This window comes from Acinetobacter sp. WA-87 (assembly GCF_039938935.1).
In the GTDB taxonomy this organism is placed as follows: Bacteria; Pseudomonadota; Gammaproteobacteria; order Pseudomonadales; family Moraxellaceae; genus Acinetobacter; species Acinetobacter seifertii.
This window is the reverse complement of the sequence record NZ_JBDUVF010000001.1, coordinates 1308365-1332845: the sequence shown is the minus strand read 5'-3', so window position 1 is coordinate 1332845 and position 24481 is coordinate 1308365. Positions and strand designations below refer to the sequence as shown.

Sequence of the window (24481 nt, the reverse complement as noted above, 5' to 3'; positions counted from 1 at the left end):
ACCGACTTTATGTCGGTTTTTTTAATTATATGAAATTCAAAGTATTTTAGTCTGAATACTTAAATGGTTGCAGGATATACAATAATAATTTGAATTAACGCAAGATGTTTAAAAAATATGTGATTCTTTGCATAAAACTTTGAATATTAAAAATATACAAATCACGAGAAATCTACTTTAATACGCCGCATTAAATATACTTAACTTTGGTAAGTGAATAATATGCAATGCTTTATTAAAAGTTTATTTATTAGAATATTTTTAGGGGTAATGCCAGTGACTGCTTATGCAGATCAAAAGTGCTATGGAGATATTATTGTATTTCATAAATATGATGATCAAATGATATATCCCTATTTTGTACAGCCGCCTAGGGAAAAAAATAAGAAGAATGAAACACAAAATAAATCTATAAACATTCAAAAAAGAAAAACGACTCAAGATGAGCAGTTAGCACAAAAGAAGGCCGAAGAGACTCAATCAAAAAAAATAGAAGAAAAGAAAACTCTTGATAATAAAAAACAGCTTGATGCAGCAGTGGCTAAAGAAATTTTAGAAAATGGTGAAAAAAAATGGATGGTACAAGTCGCATTAGCACCTAATCAAAATAAAGCAAATATGCTCCAGTCACAATTGCACGCTAAAGGATATAAGGTGGTGACTAGTCCAACCACAAAAGGAATACGGGTCATGATAGACCCAGCGAATGATTATGCGATTGCACAAATCATTCGAGAAAAAATCATTTCAGATGAGAATTTAGATTTGAAATCAGCTTGGGTTTTCAAATGGGCATCTTTAACAGCGCAGTAAAAGAAAAAGGAGTCCGAAGACTCCTTTTTTTATTCATGTAAATTTGTTGTGATTTTCTGCATGATTTGCAGGAGTACATCAAATTCGCTTTGTAGTGGTGTACTTTTACGTGTAACGAGTGCCAGAGTACGACTTGGTGCATCTTCAATTGGTTTTGCAGTAATCTGATCATTAAACTTGATCATACTATTTTCAATTGCGATTTCTGGTAAAAGCGTAAAACCTAAATTAGAAGACACCATCTCAACTAAGGTAGGTAATGAACTTGCTTTTAAACGGTTATCGTTTTTACGCTCACCAATTGGACACGCACTTAATACGTGGTCACGTAAGCAATGGCCTTCTTCAAGTAAAATCAGTCGTGACAAATCGAGGTCATCTAGAGAGTTTGCTTGAAGCGCATTTGTATCTTGTTTACTGCAAACAAGATACAAATTTTCTTTTGAAATTTCAGCTACTTTTAGACTTCTTGTGTCAAAAGGTAGTGCAAGAACGATCATGTCCAAATTACCATGCTCTAATCGCTCTACAATTTTCTCGCTTTGAGCTTCATGTAAATGCAACTGAATTTTTGGTAATTGGTGATGCACTTCATCAAGTAACCGTGTCAGGATAAAAGGTGCAATGGTTGGAATAACACCCAAATGAAGATCACCAGTTAATGGTTCACTCATTTCACGGCTTAAACGCATTAAATCCTGAGCATCTGCTAGCAATACACGGGCTCGAGCAACGACTTGCTCACCTAATGGCGTTAAACGCACATTCTGACGGTCACGTTCAACCAGAACGCCACCTAGTAGCCTTTCTAGCTCCATAATGCCGCCCGATAAAGTCGATTGGGTAACAAAAGAGCGACGTGCTGCTTCAGTAAAATGCAAAGTTTCCGACAACGTAACTAAATATGATAGCTGTCTTAGTGAGGGTAATGCAGCCATAGTGTCCTAGTATGATGATTTAAAATGATGCGCAAATAAACCGCTAAGCTGTGGAATAAAATGGGCAGGGATATCATGCCCCATTCCATCAATTAATTCAAACTTAGCACCGGAAATTGCTTTTGCTACAGCCTTACCGTGGCTCGGTGGAAGTAAGCGATCACGAGAGCCATGTAAGACTATTGTGGGTTGCTTAATTTCACGGTCCAGTTGCAGTAAGGAACCTGTACATAATATTGCTAAAAACTGTTGAAGTACACCAGCAGGATAATAGCTACGTTGATAAAGTTTTCGTGCGGTTTGAACGGCTTCAATATGGTTAATATAACCAGGAGAACCAATTAACTGGAATAATTTTAAGCTGTGATTAACAATCCCTTCTTCATCACGTGATTCTGGTTTGCCAATCAAACTTAAAAGTTGTTTAGGAAATGGTGGGGGTAAAAACGGTTGATTGTTACTTGTAAACATCAAACCTAACTTTTCTACTTTTTCTGGATATTTTGCAGCAAGAATTTGGGCAATCATACCGCCCATTGATGCACCGACTACATGAGTCTTACTTACGCCTAAACGGTCAAGAAGCATCGATACGTCGTCAGCCATATCATACAATGTATAAGGTGCGCCTTGATTACTTAACCCTAAAGCAAAACGTCCCATCAACTTCATGGTATTTAAACGTTTACCCTGATGACGAACTTTTGAAGAAAGGCCAATATCACGGTTATCAAAACGAATAACACGAAAACCTTGATCAATGAGCGATTTACAGAAAAAGTCCGGCCAAAATAGCATTTGAGCACCTAAGCCCATAATCAGCAAAATGGTCGGGTGTTCTGGTTTACCACCTACTTCTACATGCAATTCAATACCGTTGCCTAAGTTGACTTTGGTTTCCTGCATAAAAGGAGTGTAGGGTGAAATACTAAATTGTAAGGCGCTATTCATGTTATTCATACCTTAAAGGAATACTCTTTAACGAGTATTCCTAATTTAAACTTTATGCTTGGGCAGGAATAAGATCTGGAACAAGCTTAGTTAAAGTTAAACGTTGCTTGCCTGCTGTCGCACCTAACAATACGAAACCACGTAATGTTCCGTCATTATCAAGTGCTTTAGCAAGCATACCATCGTCGAATTCTTCAGTTTCCCAATTTACATCGACATCAACTGGTGCCGGTAAAACTGTAAGTGGTGCAGCCGGGGTTTTTACCGCAACTGGCATTGCAGGGTAATGTACATTTGTCTGTTGGCCGCTTAATGTTTTTGCTAAAGCACGCGCTTGCTGCATAATTGGCATTACATAAGGAAGTAGGGTACCGTTAACTTCTGCACAGTCACCAATCGCATAAATATCTGCTTGATTCGTTTCAAGCAAGCTATTGGTAATTACACCACGGCTGGTTTGAATATTTGCGCTTTGAGCAAGAGAAATATTTGGTTGTAGGCCAATTGCTGAAAGTACGATATCAGCAACTAAAGTTTGACCATTTGCTAATGTAACTGCGTAATCTTCACCGTTATTGATTTTACTTACTTTTTCAACGGTAGTGCCTAATGCAAATTTAACCCCAGCTTCTTCAAGATTTTCTTGGAAAGCTGAAGCAATGTGTGAAGGTAATAAGCGGCCCAATGGTTGAGGCGCTAAATCAATTACCGTTACATCATATTCACTATGAAGTAAGTCATTGGCAAATTCACAACCGATTAAACCAGCACCCAAAATTACAACACGTTTATCTTTACGTTGAGCAAGGTTTTCGCGGAAGGTACGATAGTCAATTAGTGAGTTCACTACATGAATGTCATCACTGCCATCTCCTGCAATTGCAAGACGAATCGGGTTGGCACCAATAGCCAAAATTAATTTTGAATAGGGTTGTTGAGAAACAACACCATCTTTTTCCAGAACAAGCTCATGACGCTCAGCTAAAATTTCTTTTACCCATGTAAAAGGTTCAATACGCATATTGAGCTGTGCACTCATTTTTGCAGCATCACCTAACGGAATTTGTTCCGGAGCCTTTTTACCTGCAAAGGCATTAGATAACGTTGGTTTTGCATAGTTCACCGCATCATCCGCACAAATCATTACAAGTTCTTGCTCTGGGTTAAGCTTACGGAACTCACGTGCTAAGGTATAACCCGCCATGCCTGATCCGATAATGACGATTGGATGCATTTTTTTCTCCAGAATTAGAATTGTTCATTTAATACGGTGATTGGTGATATATAAAAAAGACCATGTAAATCATGGCCTTTTCATTTAAGACATTAGATTTCGATCATTTCAAAGTCAGCTTTTGAAACGCCACAATCAGGGCAAGTCCAATCATCAGGGATATCTTCCCATTTTGTTCCAGCTGCAATGCCGTCTTGTGGCCAACCTTCTGCTTCATCGTAAATCCATCCACAAACGATACATTGATATTTTTTCATGAGACTCTCCGCACTGATAAGTTTGCTCAAAGCTGCCTTTCAGTAAAACTATTCCATCTATTAATAATGTAACTACGATCCGTTCAATAATAACTAATGTAGCTTTGATCGGGTATCAAATTTTTACGCAGTTCTACATTTAAAGTAAAGCACATAAGGGAGTTTAATCATTCGTAAGCAAAGATGAATGGCATATCGAGACAAATAACTGGTTATTTAGGCAAAACTTCAACATAAACACATAATAAACCATATTTTTTTATTCACTTATTAATCTAATAAGGTTTTAAGTGATATGAAGGGTTACAAAAAGAACAAAGCATTTATATAAATAAAGTTCTTAAAAACATAAGCTGATTAATAAATAGACAGATAAATTGATATTTATATAAAGCGATAAAGTTTGTTGAATACTTGAGTAACAGAGATAAGGAAGTTGAGTATGGAAATTCTAGTATATGAAGTAGAGATTAACGCGCCTATAGAAAAAGTATGGAATGTACTCTGGAATAGCGAGACATATAATGCATGGACGAAATTCTTTGCGCCGGATTCTTCAATGCGCACTGACTGGAAAATTGGTGGTAAAACATATTTTCTAGACGGAGAAGGAAATGGAATGGTTTCGACCATTGAAGAAATGAAAAAGCCTGAAGTGCTAATTTTTAAACATTTAGGAATGATTAAAGAGGGTAAGGAAGACTTAGAAAGTGAAGAGGTGAAGGGCTGGAGTGGTTCGCTAGAAAAATATTTTTTAAGCCAAAATGGGAATACTACAACTTTAAAAGTTGAATTGGCCACCTTACCTGAATATATCGGTATGTTAAAAAGTGGCTTTATTCAAGGATTTGAAGTTGTAAAACATATTGCTGAAGGGAGCTAGTTTATCTTACTCAGTTCGTTGTTTAGGCAAAGTATTTTTTATGAATTTTAGAAATCAGATCATTGAGACGAGAAGGATAAGCAAGACGATGATGGCCTCCGTCATATGTTTCTACTGTCATATAAGGTGAAAGCTTTTCCTGTACTTGATACATATCAAGTTGCTCGTCTCCTAACTCTAAATAAGCCATTTTAGGATGAGAGTGATCAAGATCCTCATCACAAAGGTGAGGATAATCATTACGAAAACTAGGATTAAGGCTTGGGTTAGCAACAATCACCGCTAATTTATGTTGAGCGGCTGTTTTCAATGCCCAGTAGCCGCCAAGACTATGTCCAACCAATAAGTCAGGTTTAATTGTTTCGATCGCTTGGTGATAAAAATCTTTAACTGAAGAGTAGCTTAGGTTTCGATAATCAACATCAATACAAAATTTTTCAGGATGCAAGATGGCATGGAACTTTGTTGATTCACGAGAAGAATCCAAGCCATGTAAAAATAGAATTTTCATTATTTACTACACAATCTCATGGATAAAATAAAAGGAAAAAAGCCTTTTAATATCGAGGTCATTTGGATTTTTTTATATTTTACTTAAAGCAAAAAAAAATGATCTTAGCGATTGGTCTAAGTAATTTTCGTCATTGAATACTGATTTAGTGTGAGTGGTTTGACTTTTTTCATTTTTGTTTTGTTGAAATCATTCGAAAAGCTTCTGCAATCTGTTAAGCTATGCCACTTCATTTTTACTTAATCGAGGCAGAGATGACGCAACAAAACGCTCAATCGACTTCTGAACCAACTATTTCCGAAAACGATTTAATTGCACAGCGTCATGCCAAATTAAAGCAAATCCAAGATGTTGCAAAGGATACTGGAAAGAGTCCTTGGCCAAATACATTTAAACGTGAACACTACGCTGCCGATTTACAAGAACAATTTAAAGATCAGTCGAAAGAACAAATTGAAAGCGCTGAACATGTCTATGTAAAAGTTGCTGGCCGTGTCATGTTAAACCGTGGTTCTTTCATGGTGATTCAAGATATGACTGGGCGTATCCAGTTATATGTTGACCGTAAAGGTTTACCAAAAGATATTCTTGAGACCATTAAAGGTTTGGACCTAGGCGATATTATTGCTGCTGAAGGTTATATTGGTCGTTCTGGCAAAGGTGACTTATATGTACACCTTGAAAGCTTTGAACTTCTTACAAAATCGCTTCGTCCGTTACCAGATAAATTTCATGGTTTGAATGATACAGAAGTTAAGTACCGTAAGCGTTACCTCGACTTAATCGTGAATGAAGAAACTCGTAAGACTTTTGAAATTCGTGCCAAAGTTGTTGCAGGTATTCGTGCATTTTTAACAAATGAGCGTTTCATGGAAGTCGAAACGCCAATGATGCATGTAATTCCAGGTGGTGCGTCTGCACGTCCGTTTGAAACGCATCACAATGCTTTAGATATGCCGTTATTCTTGCGTATCGCACCAGAACTTTATTTAAAGCGTTTGGTTGTTGGTGGTTTTGAGCGTGTGTTTGAAATTAACCGTAACTTCCGTAATGAAGGGGTGTCAACACGTCATAACCCTGAATTTACAATGATCGAGTTTTATCAGGCATATGCTGATTATAAAGACTTGATGGCTTTAACTGAAAACATGCTTGAAAAGCTAGCTCTTGATATTTTAGGTACGACTGATGTGCCTTACCAAGGTGAAGTGTTTAGCTTTAAAGGGCCATTCAAGAAAATCTCTATGTTTGATGCCATTTTAGAGAATAACCCTCAGTTCACCCCAGAAAACGTTGGTGATCGTGAGTTCCTTGCAAAATTTGTGCGTGAGGAATTAAAAGAGCAAGTTAAACCTGGTTTTGGTTTAGGTAAACTTCAAACAATCGTATTTGAAGAAACAGTTGAAACTAAACTGCGTCAACCTACCTTTATTACTGAATATCCAGCGGAAACGTCTCCACTTGCTCGTCGTAATGATGACAATCCGCACATTACCGATCGTTTCGAATTTTTCATCGGTGGACGTGAATTGGCAAATGGCTTTAGCGAGTTAAATGACCCAATTGATCAGGCAGAGCGTTTCCAAGCTCAGGTTGCTGAAAAAGATGCGGGCGATGATGAAGCAATGCATTACGATGCAGAGTTTGTTGAAGCGCTTGAATACGGTTTACCTCCAACAGCTGGTGAAGGTATTGGTATTGACCGTTTGGTTATGCTTTTTGCTGATGCGCCAAGTATTCGTGATGTAATTTTATTCCCGCATATGCGTCGTAAAGAAGGTTAATTTAATCTTCAAAGTACAAAAAGGCAGTTTATACTGCCTTTTTTTATTCACTATTTATATATAAAAAACACTAAAATTATAGAAAACTTAAGACCACGTTAAAAAATGTAATTGCACAGTTTAACAATTGCAAATTTGTGATAAAAAAATTAATGTGTTGCTCATAAATAACTTTGAGAATTGTGCTGACATGTTTTTAAGAAAAACACTTTCAATTGCATTATTAACAGCTGCCTCTTCAGCTGTTTTTGCCCAAGGTTTGGTGCTTAATAATGATGATTTGCGTACAGATTTAAATTGGTTGAATCAACAAGGTGTTATTAACATCAGCACTTCTACTTGGCCTTTAAGCGGTGATGAAATTCAGCGCGCACTCTCTCAGGCTAAAGTAACTCATCCAGCTCAACAAAAAGTTATTAATTCAGTTCTTAATGCATTAAAAGCAGATAACGATACAGTTAAAGTAGGTGCTTTCGCTGGAACAGATATCAAAGATATTCCTCAAGCATTTGGAAATAATCATAAATCACAATATGAAGGTTCTGTAGAGTTTAATGCGGGCGGTGAAAACTGGGATGCAAAAATTCGTGTAAACGCTGAAAAAGATCCACAAATTGATAGTGGGCGTGATGTAAATGTAGAAGGTTCGTATGTTGCTGGTAAGCTCTGGAATCAATGGGTTGTTGCAGGTCAAATTCCAACGTGGTGGGGACCTGGACATGATGGCAGCTTAATCCGTGGTGATGCGAGTCGTCCTGTGTATGGTGTAACAGCGCAGCGAGCTATACAAAATGCTTTTGATACCAAGTGGTTGTCTTGGATTGGACCTTGGCAATATCAAGCATTTGCAGGGCAGTTAGATGATTATAAAGCTATTCCTCACGCTAAGTTGTTAGGTTTGCGTGTTACCGCAAGTCCATTACCATATTTAGAACTGGGAGCTTCTCGAACTTTACAGTGGGGAGGAGAAGGGCGTTCTCAAAGTTGGAATTCATTATGGAATGCGATTAAAGGTAATGATAATGTTTATGATGCAGCTGAAGATAGATCTAACCAAATTGCTGGATTTGATGCTCGATTAAATCTGCAATCACTTTTAAATGCTCCTGTTGGTATTTATGGTCAATATGTAGGTGAAGATGAAGCAGGGCTCTTACCATCGAAGAAAATGTATTTAGCTGGTGCTGATTATTCTTCTAGCTATAAAGATATGCCTTATCAACTTTATGCTGAGTGGGCAGATACACGCACTAATGGCGATGTAAAAGGAATCTCTTATAGTCATTATATTTATAAAGATGGTTATTACCAGCATGGTTTCCCTCTAGGCCATGCAATGGGTGGTGATGGTCAAATGTACTCTGTCGGTGGTGATATTCGCTTTGACACGATGAATCGCTTAAGTGGCCGTGCAATGGTTGTGAAGGTAAATGAATCTAACTTGGCAATTAATAAAGCCTTCCCTAAAGAAGATAAAATCAAAGCACTTGATTTAACTTGGACGCATTACATCAAACCAGATCTTCCATTAAAAATTAATGGTTGGATTAGTGACTCTGACCTAGAAGGTAATGACTCAGGTGCATCTATTGGTATTGAAATTCCATTAGAACGTAAAATGTTTGGTTTTTAATTAATTAAATAGTGCTATAGCAAGAGAGAAGCTAAAATGGCTTCTCTTTTTTATTGTATTTAAAGAAATCTAAAGATGAGATCGTGATTTGCTTCAGCTAATAATGCGAGCTACGATAGACAGGTTAGTTATGCAAATCAGTATTTTACATTTATATGATGAATTTGAATATCAATATGAAAAAACAAGCAAAAGAAAACAGTTTTAAATCACTATAATGCATAACTAATGCTATAAGCCTCATAAAGGGCTTGTGGTTGGATTATTTATCACGAAAAATTGGAGTTGTTATGGCACTCGTTCCTCCACATGGTCTTCTAAGTGGTGGTTTAATACCACTTCTAGATTTTATGGGCAAAATGGATAGAGAAGGGCGTGTTCATGACTGAATCAAGACTTACACATCTCAAGCAACTTGAAGCTGAAAGTATTCATATTATTCGTGAAGTTGCAGCAGAATTTGAAAATCCAGTCATGCTTTACTCAATTGGTAAAGATTCGGCTGTGATGCTTCATCTTGCATTAAAAGCATTTTATCCTGCGAAACTTCCTTTTCCTTTATTACATGTAGATACAGGTTGGAAGTTTAAAGACATGATCGCGTTTCGCGATAACATGGCAAAAACCCATGGCTTTGATTTAATTGTTCATCAAAATAAAGAAGGCCGTGAAGCAGGGATTAATCCATTTGATCACGGTAGCTCAAAATATACAGATATTATGAAAACCCAAGCTTTAAAACAGGCTTTGGATAAATATCAATTTGATGCTGCTTTTGGTGGTGCGCGCCGTGACGAAGAAAAATCGCGTGCGAAAGAGCGTGTGTATTCATTCCGTGATAGTAAGCATCGTTGGGACCCTAAAAACCAACGTCCTGAACTTTGGAACCTTTACAACGGTAAAGTAAACAAAGGCGAAAGTATTCGTGTATTCCCTTTATCTAACTGGACAGAGTTAGATATCTGGCAATATATCTATTTAGAAAATATTCAAATTGTTCCTCTTTATTTCTCTGCTGTTCGTCCAGTAGTTGAGCGTAGTGGTACGCTCATTATGGTGGATGATGAACGCATGCGCTTAAAAGAGGGTGAAGTTCCACAAATGAAGTCTGTACGTTTCCGTACGCTTGGCTGTTACCCATTAACAGGTGCAGTTGAGTCTGAAGCTGATACATTGCCAGAAATTATTCAGGAAATGTTATTGGCAACAAGTTCTGAGCGTCAAGGTCGTATGATTGACCATGATGAAGCAGGCTCAATGGAAAAGAAAAAGCAAGAAGGCTATTTCTAAGACAGTTTCTAAATTTGTGGAGTTTGAGCAATGTCTCATCAATCAGACTTAATTAGCCAAGACATTCTGGCTTATCTAAAACAGCATGAACAAAAAGACCTTTTGCGTTTTTTGACTTGCGGTAACGTAGATGATGGTAAAAGTACTTTAATTGGTCGTTTACTTTACGATTCAAAATTGATTTATGAAGATCAATTACAAGCAGTGACACGTGATAGTAAAAAAGTAGGTACGACGGGTGATGCACCAGATTTGGCGTTACTTGTAGACGGTTTACAGGCTGAGCGTGAGCAAGGTATTACTATTGATGTAGCTTATCGCTATTTCTCGACTGAAAAGCGTAAGTTTATTATTGCTGATACACCGGGACATGAACAATATACCCGCAACATGGCTACTGGTGCATCGACTGCTGATCTTGCAATTATTTTGATTGATGCGCGCTATGGTGTTCAAACACAAACGCGTCGTCATACATTTATTGCTAGTTTGCTTGGTATTAAAAATATTGTTGTTGCCATTAATAAAATGGACTTGATTGAATATTCACCTGAGCGTTTTAATGAAATTCAGATTGAATATGATGCGTTCGTGAGCCAGTTAGGTGAGCGTCGCCCAGCTAATATCTTATTTGTTCCAATCTCTGCTTTAAATGGCGATAACGTTGTAAATCCATCTGCTCATACTCCTTGGTACAAGGGTCAAACCTTGATGAGTATTCTTGAGTCTGTGGAAATTAGCCGCGAATCAAACAAACACGAATTCCGTTTCCCTGTTCAGTATGTGAACCGTCCAAACCTCGACTTCCGTGGTTTTGCGGGTACTGTTGCTTTAGGTGAAATTAAAGTTGGTGACGAAATTGTAGCGTTACCTTCTAGTAAGCGTTCTACGGTTAAAGAAATCGTTACTTTTGACGGTAACCTTGAGCAAGCAGTGGCTGGTCAAGCAGTTACATTAACGTTAAACGACGAAATTGATATTAGCCGTGGTAACGTGCTGGTACGTGCAGGTGAGCAACCATTAATTTCACGTAGCGTTCGTGCTTCTGTGGTATGGATGAATGAACATCCGCTTGTAAAAGGTAAGTTGTATAACATTAAGATTGGTACTCAAACTGTTCCAGCAAAAGTGACCAACATTCACTACCGTGTGAATGTAAATACACTCGAGCATACTCAGGTAGAAGAACTTGAGTTAAATGCAATTGCCGATGTGGTAGTTGAGTTCGATGCTCCAGTCGTGTTTGACCGTTATCAAGATTCGCGTTATACAGGTTCATTTATTTTTATTGACCGTTTAAGTAACGTGACTGTTGGTGCGGGCATGGTAGAAGCTGCGGTAGAATGGACTGCTCATAGCAATGCTGTTACTGCCGAAGACCGTGCTGCTCGTTTAGGTCAAAAACCTGCTGCTATTGGTGTTTCTGCACAATTAATTGAAAAAGCTCAAGTCTTAGAAAGTTTGCTGATTCAGCAAGGTGTAGTTGCGATCGCGAAAGCAAGTTTAACAGCTGAGCAATTGGTTCTGTTACGTGAGACTGGTGTTGTAACTATTACAACTTCTGTGGATGGTACAGATACTGAGATAACTGCTGAAACAGTAGAAGAAGCAGTAGAAAAAATCGTGGAATTGGTTCGTCTTTAATAGATTGAAAATGAATTCCAAAAAACCCGCGTAAGCGGGTTTTTTTATTGAGTTTAGAAAATACTTTGAGTTTTTAAAGTTAAATATTCTCTTAAATCTTTAGGGTAGTTCTGAATCATGTTTAAGAATGTATCTCGATCACCTTGATATAAAGCGCGTGTTGCTTCCTCGTAATTTGGCATATTGCCTAACATAGCAGACATAAAACGGTCGATGGCTTGTTTGGCAAGCATAATATTGCCTTCAGAATTTGGATTATTTAACTCTTTATCAATTAACTTACGAATTACTGCTGATGCACTCGCACTTTGTTGATCTAACCAATCCCAATGTTTTTTCTGTAAAGTGATTTCACGCGAAATTACGCCAAGTTTAGGTCGACCAACTTTTTTAATTTCTTCAGGTTCAGCATAACGTTGTTGAAAATCTTGTTCTGAACCAGAAAGGTCAAGATCGATTTGTTGACCGGTTTGATCATTAAAAATCAGAATATTTTCTGTTGTTTTTGGAAGATCTTTTAGTTTTTTTGCAAGTTCAACAAGGGAGTCGCTTGCAATAAGTGTGCTTCCAGTGAAAGCAGTATAGGTGATTTTAGTATTCATTTTTGCCACATATTTTTATCAGGGTAAAATAATATTATCAGGGTAAAACTAATTTGGCAAACATTAAAATTTATAACCAAAGAATTATCTGATTTTATGAGTGGTATCTCTGAAATTAAGGCTATAAAAATAGTCAAGGTAAGAGGCTATTTAAAATTTTGTTCTGCTTTAATATCGCTTTTATGAGAGAATGTGCCTTTAGTTGTATGTATAAGGACTCCTATGTTTGAGCAATCTCCTGAATCTTTAAGCGATATCGAAATTTTAGACATTTTACAGTCGATGAAAAAAGATAAGCTGGATACGGAAGCAAATGAGATTATCCGTAGCGGGGGAAAAGCGGGACGTCAGGAAGCGCATAAACAGGCTTTGGTGGCACTAAATACAAATTTTGAAGAGAAGTTTGTAGAGGCAGTGACTCTTGCACTAGGTTTAAATGCAGCTCAAGCTAAAAAAATTCGCTATAAAAAAGATCGAATTCGTATTTTAAAAGCGCGTGGTATTGATTATTTAGCTATTGATGGGGCAGAAACAGCGCAAGTTTTGGCACAAATTTCACAAGCAATTGTTCGTGAAGATGCAATAGTTACCCATGACTTACATGATATCTTCCCATTTTGGAAAGAAGGTTGGCCAATGGTGCAATTTGATAATGCCTATAAAATTTTAGAAGAAGATATTACTTTGCACTTTCATGCGTTCTTAGATGCCATGATTGAGTACGTAAATAAATAAAAAATAAAAGCCCCAATTGGGGCTTTTATTTTTTATAGCAGAGTAGAGTTAGATCGCACTAAAAAGTGGGAAAACACCAATCACCAAAGCTGTACCCATTAACACCATACAAGTAATAAATGCCCACTTAAAAGTGAACTTTTGATGATCTGCAAAATCGACTTTAGCAAGACCACATAACAAGTAAGTTGATGGAACAAGTGGTGATAATAAGTGTACAGGTTGACCTACAATTGATGCACGAGCAATCGCTTCTGGACTAATACCATAATGTGAAGCAGCTTCAGCAAGAATAGGTAATACACCATAGAAGAATGCATCATTTGACATAAAGAACGTCAAAGGCATGCTTACCAACGCTGTAATTGGTGCCAGATATGGACCCATACTTGCAGGAATCATTGCGACAAACTCTTTAGACATCGCTTCAACCATGCCTGTGCCAGATAAAATACCTGTAAAAATACCAGCCGCAAAAATTAAGCCTACAACAGCCAAGATACTATCTGCATGCATAGCGATACGTTTCTTCTGCATATCAACATCTGGATAGTTGATAAGCATCGCAATACAGAACGCCAGCATGAATAACACTGACATTGGTAAAATACCTTTGATCAACGCAATCATAAGAATAATGGTGAGTACCATATTTACTTTACGCAAATGTGGACGAGTCGCTTCTGGATCTTTTGAAACAGTAATATTGTCACCATGATGGCTTTCAAGCTCAATCACGCCTAAACGTTTTTGCTCATAGCGACCATATAAATATGCCAAGAAGAATAACCAGCCAATACTAATAATCATTGGAAGAATCATTGGTACAAAAATATGGCTTGGGTCGACTTGAAGTGCACTCGCTGCGCGGGCAGTAGGTCCACCCCATGGCGTAAGGTTCATTACACCACTACATAACAACATAAGTGCTGTCATGATCAGTGTATTCATACCAAGTCGCTGATAGAGAGGAAGCATCGCTGCGACACAAATCATATATGTCGTTGAGCCATCACCATCAAGAGAAACTAACGTCGTTAAAAAAACGGTCCCTAATGTAATTTTTAGAGGATCGCCTTTAACCTTTTTCAAAATCCATTTAACCGGGGGATCGAAAAGACCTGCATCGATCATTAAGGCAAAATATAAAATTGCAAATAATAGCATTACACCAGTAGGTGCAAGTTTTTTGATGCCTTCTAGCATCATCTCGCTGAGACCTTTAAGCTCAATATGACTTAAGCTTTCAAAGTAGTGACCTAGGCCCCAAGCAATAAGAGAAAAAATAAATGGGATAAGAATTAAAGCAATAATAGGGCTTAAACGTTTGGACATGATTAAGTACATGAAGCACAAAATCATGCCAACACCAAGTAATGTCAGCATACAATCAATCCTTTGCCTTTAGTTTTACTGAACAAGTTTATTCCAAACTTTGACTTTTATTATTCTTATGAATTTTTATTAAAAAAACAAATAATATATTTAGTTTATTTGGTTAATATATATTCAATTAAAAGGTATATTCTCAGGAAATACTGAACATATATATTAATGGCTTAGTTTATTTATTATATATAGTAGCTTTTATATTTATATAAAGGTTTTATCATATTTAAAATTATCATATATTTTGAAGAATTATACTTGCTTTGAGCGTTGAGATGAGAAGAAGATCCATTTACAAGGCTTGTAATGCCTACGTTACCTAAGGCTGATGGGGTTGTAAATGCTTTATTCGCAAATTTTCATTTCAATTGAACTTAATTTTTTTATTTTAATTAAGAGGTTAATCTTTATATTTATAAATATGATTAGCATAATTAATTAAACTTTTAATAATGAAGAATATTAAATGAAAGCGTGAATTTAATAATTACTTATTCATATTAAAAAAATATCCTGCATTTGGCAGGATATTTTGCACCAAAATAAATCAATTTTCGTCAGGCGGTGAATGTAATTCAGATTTTTCTAATACGCGAGTAACTAATAGTTGATCGATTTTAAAATGATCCACATCGACAACTTCAAATTTATAACCACCAAATTCGACAAAATCGGCTGGACGAGGAATTTTGCGTAAACGATACATCATAAAACCTGCTAGCGTTTCATAATTCTCTTCATCGGGCATTTCGTCAATTTCGAGAGCATGTCTCAGGTCATCAATTGGTGTGCTGCCATCAATTAACCAAGAGTTATTGTCACGTTTAATGATTTGCTGTTCTTCTTCAATTGGGGTGACCCAGTCACCCATTACGGTAATCATGATATCGCTTAAGGTGATAACACCAACTACAAGCGCATATTCATTAATTACAACAGCGAACTTTTCTTTTGTTGATCGGAAGCGATCAAGTAATTCAGAAAGCGTTAATGTGTCAGGAATAATCAGAACATTACGAATAGTAGATTCATTTAATTGAGTGGGTGATTGGTTATTTAAAATACGAACAAGAAAATCTTTGGCATCTACATACCCAATAACCTGATCAATATTTTCATTACACACTAAAAATTTAGAATAAGGATATTCTGCTAATTTTTGTCGAATACTGTCTTCATGTTCGTTTAAAGTGAAATAAACAACATTTTCACGCGTTGTCATACTCGATGGTACGTTGCGTTCCTCTAGTTCAAAAACATTTTCAATAAAATGATGTTCTTGTTTTTGAAGTACACCTGCTTGGGCACCTGCATCCATAACAGCTGAGATATCGTCAAAAGTAATATTGTCTTCGCGAGTTGTATTTACTTTAAATAAGCGGAATAACAGGTTCGCGATGGCATTAATTCCCCAAGCCAAAGGTTTGCAAACTTTAATAAAAACTTGAATTGGATTGATAACACTAATTGCAATTTTTTCTGGGGCAATCATAGCCAAGCGTTTTGGCATAAGATCGGCAAATAAAATAAATAGCGATGTTACTAAAGTAAAAGATAGAGCAAAACCAATTGTTTGCGACCAGGGACCTACATAGAAGCGGTCAACTAAAGTCACAAAAAAAGGACGGAAAGCAGCTTCGCCTAAAATACCGCCTAAAATTGCAACAGCATTTAGTCCAATTTGGGATGCTGCAAAAAAGTCTGCAGATTGTTCTTGTAAATCAAGTACCTGTTGAGCACGTTCCTCACCAGCTTCAGCTAAAATTTTTAACTTCACTTTTCTGGCACCAGCCAGTGCAATTTCAGTTAAAGATAAAAAGCCTGCTGCGATGATGAGCAGTACGATGATAATGATATTTTGAAAGAGACTCACAAATCACCCGAGGTTCATCATTATTATGACTATGTTTTAACACAAAAAAGCGCTGAGGTGATCAGATTGATTGCTCAGCGCTTAAAGATAATGTTTGAAAGAGACAATTAAATTAAAATTTATTTAATAGTGAGAAAATTGTGAATTGTTGGTAAGAAATTCACGATTTTCTTCTTCGATCATTTGGCGAGCAACGAATAGAATAAGTTGGCGTAACCAGCGATGAGCAGGGTGATGGTGTAATAGTGGGCACCAAGCCATTTTAAGTTCAAATTCTGGAATATAAAAAGGAGGATCCTTTATAACCAGTTTTGGATTTTGAGTTTGTAGGCGCGCCATTCGAGTTGGAAGCGTTGCAATGAGGTCAACATTTTGAGCAAGCAAGGCTGGCATTTGGTAGTGGCGAGTAAATACTGAAATTTTACGGCGTTGACCAATACGTTCTAATGCTTGATCAATCCAGCCTAAACCACCTTGTTTATCTGGGTTTACGCCAAAACCAACACCCATACCTGTTTTAGATACCCAAATATGCTGTGCATCTAGGTAACTTTTAAGATTTAAATGAGTAACAGCAGGGTGTTTGTCATTCAAAATACAGCTGAAACTATCACGCCAAACTAACACTTGGTGGAAACTTTGCGGTATTTCATTAAATCTATTAATTGCCAGATCAACTTTACCTTGTTCCATGTCTCTATATGACACATCACTTGGGGTAAGAAAGTCGAGCACTACATTTGGAGCTTCAGAACGTAAAGCTTTTACAAGACGAGGAACCAGAGTTGCTTCTGCATAATCAGAAGTCATAATGCGAAAAACGCGATTGCTGGTATAAGGGCGGAATTCGGTACGCGGTTCCAAAATCATGGAAAGATCAGAAAGGGCATCGCGAATACGTGGTTGTAATTCGAGTGCGCGTTCTGTCGGTGTCATTCCTTCCGATGAGCGGATTAGAAGAGGGTCGTTAAATAAATTACGCAAGCGACGTAAAATATTACTCATGGCTGGTTGAGTAACGCCAAGCTGTTCTGCTGCGCGTGTAACATTTTTTTCACGAAGAAGAACATCAAGATATATTAATAGATTAAGATCTACCCGTTCCAGATTCATAAAAAAAATACCGAAAATAAAACCCTAAAATTGTTTCAAATTATGCCATATTTAAAGAACATTGTGTGAAAAAATGATGAGAAAAACGACATTTTTTGTTGAAATTAAGTATGCTTGAAAAGGACCTCAAATGCTCGATTTTATTATCTTTGATCTGTTTTTGACTTTATCTTTATAGACGTAAAATTTTTCTTTTATATTTAACCATGTTCTATCATTAAAATTGACTTTTTACATTGGCAAAAATCGCCTAATTTACAATTGACTTTTGATACTAAAAATGAATGGAAAAATCTCAAAAATTGTATAAAAATAAAACTTGGAGAGTTTTTTGATCAAAATACTATACTCCTTTAGGATTATTTTGTTTTTATAAACAAAGTGTTATGTTTTTTAGTTTTACTTATAATATCGATTTATTGGTATATTTTTTAAATAAATACTGAAGATTAACGAAGGATATTGGATTAATTGATTGGCTAAGTCTAAGCTGTGTTCATGAGGAAGCAGCTGGTGTCATAAGAAATTTAAGTAACGTGACTCTAGGCTTCAATCGATGAAATCCTAAAATGAATACAGGACAATATCATGACTACATATCAAACAGCGATTGATGCAGTACGTCAATTAAAAGCAAAATTTGGCAACACTTGGGCAGACATTAGCCCAGAAGATGCTGCTCGTATGCAACTTCAAAACCGTTTCAAAACTGGTTTAGATATTGCTAAGTATACAGCTGCGATTATGCGTCGTGATATGGCTGAATACGATGCTGACTCAAGCAAATACACTCAATCATTAGGTTGCTGGCATGGTTTTATCGCACAACAAAAAATGATTGCGAACAAAAAATACTTCGGTACTACAAGCAAACGTTATATCTACCTTTCTGGTTGGATGGTTGCTGCTCTTCGTTCAGAGTTCGGTCCACTTCCTGACCAATCTATGCACGAAAAAACTTCTGTTCCTGCTTTGATCGAAGAAATCTACACTTTCTTACGTCAAGCTGATGCAAAAGAATTAAACGATTTATTCCGTGCCCTTAAAAAAGCACAAGAAGCTGGTGATACTGCTAAAGCAGCTGAAATCACAGCTCAAATCGACAACTTTGAAACTCACGTTGTGCCAATTATTGCTGACATCGATGCTGGTTTCGGTAACGAAGAAGCAACTTACTTACTTGCTAAGAAAATGATCGAAGCTGGTGCTTGTGCGCTTCAAATCGAAAACCAAGTATCTGATGCTAAACAATGTGGTCACCAAGCTGGTAAAGTAACTGTTCCACACGAAGACTTTATTGCTAAGATCCATGCATTACGTTATGCATTCTTAGAAATGGGTCTTGAAGAAGGTATCATTGTTGCGCGTACTGACTCTGAAGGCGCTGACTTGACTCAAAAAATCCCAGTGGTTAAAGAGCCAGGTGACATCGCTTCTCAATACATCAGCTACTTAGATACTCAAGAAATTGACATTGCTGATGCGCAAGAAGATGAAATCTTAATCAAGCGTGATGGTAAGTTACACCGTCCTAAACGTTTACCTTCAGGTTTATATCAGTTCCGTGCTGACACTCAAATTGACCGTGTTGTACTTGACTGTGTATCTAGCCTTCAAAATGGTGCTGACCTTCTTTGGATCGAAACTGCGACTCCAAACGTAGAAGAAATCGCACACATGGTTAACCGTGTTAAAGAAGTTGTTCCAAATGCTAAGCTTGTTTATAACAACAGCCCATCATTTAACTGGACTTTAAACTTCCGTCAACAAGCTTACGACCGTTGGGTTGCTGAAGGTAAAGATGTTTCTGCATATGACCGCGCTAAATTAATGAGTGCTGAATATGACAATACTGAATTAGCTGCTGATGCTGATGACAAGATCCGTACATTCCAAGCAGATGCTTCTCGTGAAGCAGGTGTGTTCCATCACTTGATCACACTTCCGACTTACCACACTGCTGCGCTTTCTACTCATGAGCTTGCACAAGGTTACTTCGGTTCTGAAGGTATGTTGGCTTATGTTGCTGGCGTACAACGTAAAGAAATCCGTGGTGGTATCGCTTGTGTTAAACACCAAGCAATGGCGGGTTCTGACATCGGTGATGATCACAAAGAAATCTTCTCTGGTGATAATGCTCTTAAAGCACATGACGATGCTAAAAACACAATGAACCAATTCGCAGCTAACTAAGAATTGATTCCATAAAAAACCCGCTCAAATGAGCGGGTTTTTTATATTGAAAATTTATTAATCTTGTTTTTTCAACACATAGTGCTCTGCCAAAGAACCTTCAATTTTTTTACCTTCCATATCTAAAGCAGTTGCAGTATTTTCGCCAATAAAGAATTTACGATTTTCAGCTTTATTATCTAAGGTAATGATAGAAGTATTGTCTTTATCGAAAGCAAACTTACCATGTGTTTCAAATGGTTTTGTATCACCTTTGCCTAAGTAAGTTTCAGTCAATTCGTAAGTTTTATCATCTTTTAATTTTAGTTCTGTTTTGATGCCTTCACAGTCTGCACATGGAAGGGTACCTGTATATTTACCATTCCAATCTAAAGAATTTTCTGCTGTGTGCTCAGTATCTACAGCAACAGCACTACTTGCTTCACTTGTTTGTACAGGGGCAGAAGCATCAGAAGTTGTCTCTGTTTTATTTTCATGTTTGTTACATGCGACAAGAAGAGTACTCATAAGTGCAATTGCTAATAATGATTTTTTCATGATGAAGAAAACCTCAAAAATAAAAATAAAAAGTCTTTAAAGCCTAGAAAAAGATCATAAAAAATAAAAGCGTTTGTATGTAGTCAAAATTTAACAAAAGGTAAAGTGTATATTTTTTTGTTCATTTAAACGATTTTTATTGAAATTTATAACGAGTAAAAAAAGTATCCACTAACTGAGTTAATGGATACATCTAAAAAATTATGGATGAGCAGAAACTCCACCTAGAGAATCACACGCTGATTTATAGAGTTCATATTGTTTTTTTACTACTTCGTCTAAAGGCATTGCAAATAATTCCTCACCATCTTTATAGCTTTCTACATAAGAGGTCGCTTTTTCTTTACTTACTGCTAAAGTTTGTTGGTAATAAGAATTAATTGAGCTATTTGAAATCTCCCTGGTTTCTACGTTTTTACATTGGAAATTATTTAGAAGTTTTTCTGCGCGTTTGACCTCACTAGATTGGCCAAAAATACACCCAGTTAAAAATACAAAAGGTACTAACACGAAAAAGATTTTCATGGAAAAAAATTTATAAGAGCGAGGATGGGCGCTATTGTATAAATAATTCCATGCTTTACTGTGGTTTTATGTTAGACATTGATGATTTTTTAACTCATTAAAATAAAAAAATTGTTTCCAAGTTTGTAATGACCTCTTTTTGTATATGGTGCATATTTTGCTTATTAAATAAAGCCATTAATAAAAATGAGCCAAAATGAATCGGATTCAACAATTTTCTCACACTTCTTTAGCACCATTTTGGTATGCGCAATTAGAACTTGGTTTTTGTTTTAAAGAAAGTCGCACCATAATGAATCATAGAAAACATTATGGCCCTGTTCGGGTGCAAAAAATGCTCTGGCCTGAAAAAACTGGAGTTTGCCACGCTATTATTGTTCATCCACCAGCAGGCATTGCAGGAGGCGATCATCTTACTTTTCAAATTGAAACAGCTGAACAGGCGCATGCCGTTATTACCACGCCTGGGGCTGGAAAATGGTATAGAACGAATGGTAAACAGGCTTTTCAACATATTTATTTGACTGTAAAAAACGACTCTATTCTAGAGTGGATGCCTCAAGAAACGATGTTGTTTGATGGTGCTGTAGCGTACTCAGAAACACATATTCACCTTGAACAAACAGCAAGTTTCATTGGTTGGGATATGCTGGTATTGGGACGGCAAGCTCGAGCTGAAAATTTTGTTCAGGGCAGTTATCACAACCAGTTTAAGTTATGGCGTGAAAATAAATTATTAGTTGCCGATACATTATATTTTGAGGGAGGAGATCGCTGGTTAAGCTCATGTTTAGGAATGAATAATCAGGCTGTAATGGCAAGTTTTTGGGCTGTACCGCCTGAAAAATTTCGCTCTCCATTTTATTTAGAACAACATGTTGAACTTGTCCGTGAGTTAATCATGCGTATGGATGCCCCGGTTACTTTGACTTTATTGGAAGATGTGCTCTGTGCACGTTTTTTAGGGAATGATGTACGGCATTGTCATGATGCATTTGCTGCCATACGCGCAAGATTAAGACGTTATTGGTTTGATTTAGATGAAGAATTTCCAAGAATTTGGAAAACCTAACTTACGTTAAATTGCGTATTTTAAAAACGATTAGAACAAGTATGCTGCTTTTGAGCACGCATTTTGCTTAAAGAAAACTAGATGCTATTAGGAAAGAGATATGGAACTCAATCCAACAGAGAAAGATAAGTTACTCATTTTTACCGCAGGCTTAGTGGCTGAGCGTCGTAAAGCACGAGGTTTAAAGCTGAATTATCCGGAAGCAGTTGCCTTTATTTCAGCAGCCTTACTCGAAGGTGCACGAGATGGAATGACAGTGAGTGAACTCATGCACTTTGGAACGACTTTGTTAAAGCGTGAAGATGTTATGGATGGTGTAGCGGAAATGATTGCTGAGGTTCAGGTCGAAGCAACTTTTCCAGATGGTTCGAAATTAGTCACTGTTCATCAGCCAATCGTATAAAAGGAGCAGTTATGATCCCCGGCGAAATCATTACTCCAAAGACTGACATTGAGCTAAATGTTGGGCGTGAAACTTTAAAAGTTATGGTGGCTAATGTTGGTGATCGACCTATTCAGGTAGGTTCGCATTTTCATTTTTATGAAGCCAATGATGCACTACAGTTCGACCGTGAAGCTGCAAAGGGTTTTCGCTTAAATATTGCAGCGGGTACTGCAATCCGTTTTGAACCGGGCCAAAGCCGAGAAGTGGAACTTGTCGCTTTAGCTGGTAAGCGAGAAGTATATGGTTTTGCAGGCCGAGTCATGGGTAAGTTGGATTAAACATAACAACCATAATGAAAGATATGAGTAAAAAATTATGAAAATGTCACGTCGTGCATATGCTGAAATGTTTGGTCCAACGGTCGGTGATCGTATTCGACTAGCTGATACAGAGCTTTTTATTGAGGTTGAACAAGATTTAACGACCTATGGTGAAGAAGTTAAGTTCGGTGGTGGAAAAGTCATTCGTGACGGGATGGGGCAATCTCAACTTTTAGCCGATGAAGTTGCTGACACGGTCATTACCAATGCTTTAATTGTGGATTGGTGGGGAATTGTAAAAGCTGATGTTGGCTTAAAAAATGGCCGAATCTGGAAAATTGGAAAAGCTGGCAACCCCGATATTCAACCTGACATTACCATTCCTCTAGGTGCAGCAACAGAAGTGATTGCGGGTGAGGGGCAAATTTTAACAGCAGGTGGTATTGATACCCACATTCACTGGATTTGTCCTCAGCAAGTTGAAACCGCGCTTATGTCTGGTACAACAACAATGGTGGGCGGCGGTACAGGACCAGCAGCAGGAACTTCGGCAACCACAGTGACTCCAGGTCCTTGGCATATTGCGACCATGTTGCAGGCGATTGATGATTTACCTATGAATATTGGTCTGTTAGGTAAAGGTAATCTGAGTTTACCAGACCCAATTCGTGAGCAAATTAAGGCTGGAGTAATTGGGCTAAAACTGCATGAAGACTGGGGTTCAACACCAGCAGCGATTGATAACTGTTTGAGTGTGGCAGATGAATTTGATGTTCAGGTCGCTATTCATACGGATACATTAAATGAGGGTGGCTTTTTAGAAGAAACACTGGCCGCATTTAAAGACCGTACCATTCATACGTACCATACAGAAGGTGCGGGTGGTGGACATGCTCCAGATATTTTAAAAGCAATTGGACAAAGTAACGTGTTGCCATCTTCAACGAATCCAACGCGACCTTATACCATTAATACTATTGATGAGCATTTAGATATGCTCATGGTATGTCACCATTTAGACCCTGCAATTGCTGAAGATATTGCTTTTGCAGAAAGTCGTATTCGCCGTGAAACCATTGCTGCCGAAGATATTCTGCAAGACCTAGGTGCAATTGCCATGATGTCTTCTGACTCTCAGGCGATGGGGCGCGTGGGTGAGGTGATTTTACGAACTTGGCAAACTGCACACAAAATGAAAATTCAACGTGGCCCTCTAGAGGGTGACAACGAGTTTCATGATAACAATCGCGTTAAACGTTACATTGCTAAATATACAATTAACCCAGCCATTACCCATGGTTTAAGTCATGAAATTGGTTCGATTGAGGTCGGAAAACTTGCTGATCTGGTGTTATGGAAGCCGGCCTTTTTTGGTGTGAAGCCTTCCATGATTATTAAAGGCGGCATGATCGCGGCGGCGCCGATGGGTGACATTAATGCCTCCATTCCGACACCTCAACCAGTTCATTATCGTCCAATGTTTGGTGCCTATCCGCGTGGTGTGCATAACACTTGTATTACCTTTTTATCTCAAGCAGCCATTGATGAAAAAGTTGCTGAAAAGTTAGATCTTAAAAAGCTAATTAGCCCCTGTAAAAATACACGTGAAATTACTAAAGCGGATATGAAACATAATACATATTGTCCAGTTATGCATGTACATCCGGAAACTTATGAAGTAAGAGCAGATGGTGAACTATTAACTTGTGAACCTGCTGACGTATTACCAATGGCTCAGCGTTATTTCTTGTTTTGATAAGTTTTATTGAGATGATTTTGTTTTATGAACTTATATATAT

24 protein-coding genes are annotated in these 24481 nt (G+C 37.4%); 13 read left to right on the top strand and 11 right to left on the bottom strand.

Annotation, left to right across the window (positions count from 1 at the left end):
* Window positions 1-222: 222 nt before the first annotated feature.
* On the top strand, window positions 223-813 hold the full coding sequence (locus ABFY81_RS06275; protein WP_240062108.1) for an SPOR domain-containing protein: 591 nt from the start codon (window positions 223-225) through the stop codon (window positions 811-813).
* Between the two features lie 29 nt (window positions 814-842).
* Here ABFY81_RS06275 and oxyR read toward each other — a convergent pair whose 3' ends face one another.
* The 4 genes from oxyR to rubA all read right to left on the bottom strand — a co-directional run bounded on the left by oxyR (window position 843) and on the right by rubA (window position 4193).
* Window positions 843-1751, bottom strand: a complete 909-nt coding sequence (oxyR, locus tag ABFY81_RS06270) for a LysR family transcriptional regulator OxyR (protein ID WP_004703104.1) — start codon at window positions 1749-1751, stop codon at window positions 843-845.
* A 6-nt stretch (window positions 1752-1757) separates the two neighbouring features.
* Window positions 1758-2702, bottom strand: a complete 945-nt coding sequence (gene estB / locus ABFY81_RS06265; RefSeq protein WP_004703103.1) for an esterase EstB — start codon at window positions 2700-2702, stop codon at window positions 1758-1760.
* 52 nt (window positions 2703-2754) lie between these two features.
* Complete coding sequence (gene rubB, locus ABFY81_RS06260; protein ID WP_049065777.1) at window positions 2755-3936, bottom strand: rubredoxin reductase RubB; 1182 nt, start codon at window positions 3934-3936, stop codon at window positions 2755-2757.
* 92 nt (window positions 3937-4028) lie between these two features.
* Window positions 4029-4193 carry a rubredoxin RubA gene (rubA, locus tag ABFY81_RS06255; RefSeq protein WP_000760495.1) on the bottom strand — a complete coding sequence of 55 codons (165 nt, stop codon included), beginning with the start codon at window positions 4191-4193 and terminating at the stop codon, window positions 4029-4031.
* Between the two features lie 442 nt (window positions 4194-4635).
* Here rubA and ABFY81_RS06250 point away from each other — a divergent pair, with 442 nt between their 5' ends.
* Complete coding sequence (locus tag ABFY81_RS06250) at window positions 4636-5076, top strand: SRPBCC domain-containing protein (RefSeq protein WP_004703100.1); 441 nt, start codon at window positions 4636-4638, stop codon at window positions 5074-5076.
* 22 nt (window positions 5077-5098) lie between these two features.
* Here the strand turns inward: ABFY81_RS06250 and ABFY81_RS06245 are convergent, their stop codons facing one another.
* Window positions 5099-5587 carry a YqiA/YcfP family alpha/beta fold hydrolase gene (locus tag ABFY81_RS06245; protein WP_004703099.1) on the bottom strand — a complete coding sequence of 163 codons (489 nt, stop codon included), beginning with the start codon at window positions 5585-5587 and terminating at the stop codon, window positions 5099-5101.
* Window positions 5588-5841: 254 nt separating this feature from the next.
* On the opposite strand from ABFY81_RS06245, the gene lysS reads away from it, so the two are divergent.
* The 5 genes from lysS (at window position 5842) to cysN (ending at window position 11938) form a co-directional block, all read left to right on the top strand.
* A complete protein-coding gene (lysS, locus tag ABFY81_RS06240) occupies window positions 5842-7371 on the top strand; it encodes a lysine--tRNA ligase (protein ID WP_004703097.1) in 1530 nt (509 codons plus the stop codon).
* A gap of 190 nt (window positions 7372-7561) precedes the next feature.
* Window positions 7562-9004 (top strand): capsule assembly Wzi family protein, encoded by a 1443-nt coding sequence (locus ABFY81_RS06235; RefSeq protein ID WP_134262856.1) that lies wholly within the window; start codon window positions 7562-7564, stop codon window positions 9002-9004.
* A 257-nt stretch (window positions 9005-9261) separates the two neighbouring features.
* Window positions 9262-9393, top strand: a complete 132-nt coding sequence (locus tag ABFY81_RS06230; protein ID WP_081401316.1) for a hypothetical protein — start codon at window positions 9262-9264, stop codon at window positions 9391-9393.
* Entirely contained in the window at window positions 9386-10294 is a 909-nt protein-coding gene (cysD, locus tag ABFY81_RS06225; protein WP_000140408.1) for a sulfate adenylyltransferase subunit CysD, read from the top strand. The genes ABFY81_RS06230 and cysD overlap by 8 nt, the downstream gene beginning before the upstream one ends.
* Before the next feature lie 30 nt (window positions 10295-10324).
* Window positions 10325-11938, top strand: a complete 1614-nt coding sequence (cysN, locus tag ABFY81_RS06220) for a sulfate adenylyltransferase subunit CysN (protein WP_347913335.1) — start codon at window positions 10325-10327, stop codon at window positions 11936-11938.
* Between the two features lie 53 nt (window positions 11939-11991).
* On the opposite strand, the gene ABFY81_RS06215 is transcribed toward cysN, so the two are convergent.
* Window positions 11992-12549 carry a DUF2239 family protein gene (locus tag ABFY81_RS06215; RefSeq protein WP_347913334.1) on the bottom strand — a complete coding sequence of 186 codons (558 nt, stop codon included), beginning with the start codon at window positions 12547-12549 and terminating at the stop codon, window positions 11992-11994.
* A 213-nt stretch (window positions 12550-12762) separates the two neighbouring features.
* Here ABFY81_RS06215 and ABFY81_RS06210 point away from each other — a divergent pair, with 213 nt between their 5' ends.
* Window positions 12763-13275 (top strand): hypothetical protein, encoded by a 513-nt coding sequence (locus ABFY81_RS06210; RefSeq protein WP_049065783.1) that lies wholly within the window; start codon window positions 12763-12765, stop codon window positions 13273-13275.
* Window positions 13276-13323: 48 nt separating this feature from the next.
* Here the strand turns inward: ABFY81_RS06210 and ABFY81_RS06205 are convergent, their stop codons facing one another.
* The 3 genes from ABFY81_RS06205 to ABFY81_RS06195 form a co-directional block, all read right to left on the bottom strand.
* A complete protein-coding gene (locus ABFY81_RS06205) occupies window positions 13324-14661 on the bottom strand; it encodes a CitMHS family transporter (protein ID WP_004703084.1) in 1338 nt (445 codons plus the stop codon).
* A gap of 550 nt (window positions 14662-15211) precedes the next feature.
* Window positions 15212-16537, bottom strand: a complete 1326-nt coding sequence (locus tag ABFY81_RS06200; protein WP_019456855.1) for a hemolysin family protein — start codon at window positions 16535-16537, stop codon at window positions 15212-15214.
* A 123-nt stretch (window positions 16538-16660) separates the two neighbouring features.
* Entirely contained in the window at window positions 16661-17650 is a 990-nt protein-coding gene (locus tag ABFY81_RS06195; protein ID WP_004703082.1) for a LysR family transcriptional regulator, read from the bottom strand.
* A 588-nt stretch (window positions 17651-18238) separates the two neighbouring features.
* On the opposite strand from ABFY81_RS06195, the gene ABFY81_RS06190 reads away from it, so the two are divergent.
* Window positions 18239-19843: an isocitrate lyase gene (locus tag ABFY81_RS06190; RefSeq protein ID WP_004703081.1), complete on the top strand. Its 1605-nt coding sequence runs from the start codon at window positions 18239-18241 to the stop codon at window positions 19841-19843.
* A gap of 57 nt (window positions 19844-19900) precedes the next feature.
* Here ABFY81_RS06190 and ABFY81_RS06185 read toward each other — a convergent pair whose 3' ends face one another.
* Both ABFY81_RS06185 and ABFY81_RS06180 read right to left on the bottom strand, forming a co-directional pair.
* A complete protein-coding gene (locus ABFY81_RS06185; RefSeq protein WP_347016354.1) occupies window positions 19901-20380 on the bottom strand; it encodes a copper resistance protein NlpE in 480 nt (159 codons plus the stop codon).
* Between the two features lie 201 nt (window positions 20381-20581).
* Entirely contained in the window at window positions 20582-20905 is a 324-nt protein-coding gene (locus ABFY81_RS06180) for a hypothetical protein (protein ID WP_004703079.1), read from the bottom strand.
* A gap of 196 nt (window positions 20906-21101) precedes the next feature.
* Here ABFY81_RS06180 and ABFY81_RS06175 point away from each other — a divergent pair, with 196 nt between their 5' ends.
* From ABFY81_RS06175 to ureC, 4 genes are all read left to right on the top strand, one after another.
* Complete coding sequence (locus ABFY81_RS06175; protein ID WP_213074389.1) at window positions 21102-21977, top strand: urease accessory protein UreD; 876 nt, start codon at window positions 21102-21104, stop codon at window positions 21975-21977.
* 100 nt (window positions 21978-22077) lie between these two features.
* Window positions 22078-22380: an urease subunit gamma gene (gene ureA / locus ABFY81_RS06170; RefSeq protein ID WP_002054385.1), complete on the top strand. Its 303-nt coding sequence runs from the start codon at window positions 22078-22080 to the stop codon at window positions 22378-22380.
* 11 nt (window positions 22381-22391) lie between these two features.
* Entirely contained in the window at window positions 22392-22700 is a 309-nt protein-coding gene (locus ABFY81_RS06165; RefSeq protein WP_347913333.1) for an urease subunit beta, read from the top strand.
* 37 nt (window positions 22701-22737) lie between these two features.
* Window positions 22738-24438, top strand: a complete 1701-nt coding sequence (gene ureC / locus ABFY81_RS06160; RefSeq protein WP_049066263.1) for an urease subunit alpha — start codon at window positions 22738-22740, stop codon at window positions 24436-24438.
* The last annotated feature ends 43 nt before the right edge of the window (window positions 24439-24481 follow it).